This window comes from Variovorax sp. 20P10.2.4, assembly GCF_058244205.1.
In genome coordinates, this window is record NZ_JBZAYE010000840.1 from 1 (window position 1) to 2654 (window position 2654).

1 pseudogene is annotated in these 2654 nt (G+C 73.8%); it reads left to right on the forward strand.

The window, feature by feature from the left end:
• Positions 1 to 2654, forward strand: a pseudogene (locus AC27VN_RS38355) (hypothetical protein); the annotation flags it as partial.

Consider the following 2654-nt stretch of genomic DNA (forward strand, 5'->3'; position numbering starts at 1 on the left):
ACGAATTCCAGTCGGGGCTGGTACAGACCGGCACCTCGACCGTCAATCGGGGCCGGTTCGAGATCGAGGCCGCGCTGATCGACGTGCGCGCCTCCAACCTGTTCGGCGCCATCGGCGTGAGCCAGAGCATGGTGCCCACGCCCAGCGGCGGCCAGATCGTGAGCCGTCCGCTGGACTTCGCCGGGTTCGACGAGGTGCTGCTGAACAGCCGCGGCGACGTCCGTTTCACCAACGGCACGATCGAGGTCGGCGGCAACCTCACGGTGAGCGCGGCCCAGCTCTACCCGACCACCGGCGCCACGGGCGATCTGCGCGTGGCCCTGCGTCCGGGGCAGCCCGAGCACTACGATCCCGCGCGCCGGCTCACGATCCGCGGCACGGGCACGGTGCCCGAGCTGCCGGCCTCGGCCTTCGGCACGCTCACGCTGGCGGCCGCGACCATCGACCAGGGCGGCGTGGTGCGCGCGCCGCTGGGCAGCATCATCTTCGGCACCAAGCCCGCCTTCGGCATCGGCACGCCGCCGCTGCGCGACCAGCTGTTCGAGGTGCTGCTGCGCGACGGCAGTCTCACCTCCACCAGCGCCGCGGGCCTCGTCATGCCCTATGGCGGCACGGCGGACAACATCCGCTACAGCTACAACGGCCAGGCGGTCGAGTACCTGCCGCTCGCGGCCGTGTCCGGCAAGCCGACGCAGTATGCCGAGCTGTTCGTGCGGCCCGGCGTGGCCTTCGGCCAGTCGCGGATCACGGCCGAGCACGGCGCGGTGCTCGACGTGTCGGGCGGCGGGCAGCTCACGGGGGCCGGTTTCTTCACCGGCCGCGGCGGCTCGGTCGACGTGCTGCGCACGCCGCTGATTGATGCCAATCCCACCTACGGCTTCAGCAGCGCGGGCGCCGGTGTCTATGCGCTGGTGCTGGGCTTCGCGGGCGGCTACGCACCGGTGGCGCCCGATACCGGCGCGGGTGCGCCGCGCGTGGGCCAGCAGATCCGCTTCGACGCCCCCGTGGGCGGATTGCCCGCGGGCACCTACACGCTGATGCCGTCGACCTATGCGCTGCTGCCCGGTGCCTGGCGCATCGAACTCGGCGCGCAGAACCAGGCCGGCCCGTTCGACACGGTGCGCGCCAGCGGTTCGATGCGCGCGAGCGGCTACCTGGCCATCGCCAACACGGCCGTGCGCGACGCGCTGCCGACCGCCGTCACGCTCACGCCGGGCAGCGCGGTGCGCGGCCTCTCGCAGTACAACGAGACCAGCTATGCCGACTTCGCGCTCGCGCGCGTCGCCCTGTTCGGCGGCGCGCGGCCGCGGCTCGAGCGCGACGGCCAGAGCGTGCACATCGACACCGGCAGCGCGACCGGCCGCGTGCTGTCCTTCGAGGGCGTGGCGAGGCTGCGCGGCGAAGCCGGCATGGCCGGCGTCTACGACGGCCACCTGTTCCTCACCGGCCGGCGCGCGGTCGAGGTGCTGGCGCCGGGCATGGCGCCCACGCCGGACTTCGCCGCCTTCGACGCGGCGCAGCTCTCGGCCTTCGACGCGGGCACGCTGATCGTGGGCGGCACCTACGGCCTGCGCGACGTGTTCGTGACCGTCGGGCAGGCCGCGGTACCGGTCGGCCCGCACGTGGTCATCAACAGCGCCGAGCAGGAGGCCGTGGTCGTGCGCGGCGGCGCGCGGCTGGCCGCGGGCCAGGTGTTCCTGTCGGGCCACGACGTGCGCGTGGAGCGCGGCGCGCTGATCGACACCACGCGCAGCAGCACCACGGGCTTCGACTCGACCCAGGGCTATGTCTACCTCGATTCGGCGAGCAACGGCGCCAGCGCGATCCTCGCGGTGGGCAACGGCGTCTACGACTTCGCGCCGCCGCAGGGCGACGCCTCCGCGCGCCAGGGCGCGATCACCATCGCCGACGGCGCGATGCTGCGCACCCGCGGCAGCGTGAGCTTCCTCAGCAGCGGCCCGGTGACGCTCGGCGAGGCCGAGATCAACGCGCGCTACCTGAGCATGGCGGCGCCCGCGATCCAGGTCGGCACGCGCGCGTCCTTCGCCGCGGCCGAGGCGCAGGGTGCGATCGGCGCCGGCGTGCGGCTGAGCCAGGAGATGCTCGAGCGGCTGCTGCGGCCCACCGTGCCCGGCCAGACGCCGATCGAGCAGCTCTCGCTGACCGCGACCCAGTCGCTCAACTTCTTCGGCAACGTGGTGCTCGACCTGCGCGCGGCACGCGGGGAGGGCGCCCCCGAGACGGTGCTGATGCTCAACACGCCCGCGATCTACGGCTGGGGCGCGGCCGGCGACAGCGCGCGCATCGCGACCGGCACGCTGATCTGGAACGGTCTGTCGGCTGGCAGCGGCTCGCCCGAATCGCCGTTCACCAGCCGCGGCCCCGGCCCCGTGACGCCCGGCGGCCCGGGCACCGGCGCCGGCAACCTGGTCGTCGACGCGCGCCGCATCGAGTTCGGCTACGGACCGCTGCAACGGGCGCAGGACCAGGCGGCGCTCGATCGGCTGATCCTCGGCTTCTCGCACGTCGGCCTGCAGGCCAGCGAGCGCATCACCGCCAATCGGCGCGCCACGCTCTCGGTGTACCGCCAGGGCGCCGACGCGGCCAGCCGCAGCGGTGGCGAACTGCTGCTGAGCACGCCGCTGCTGACCGGC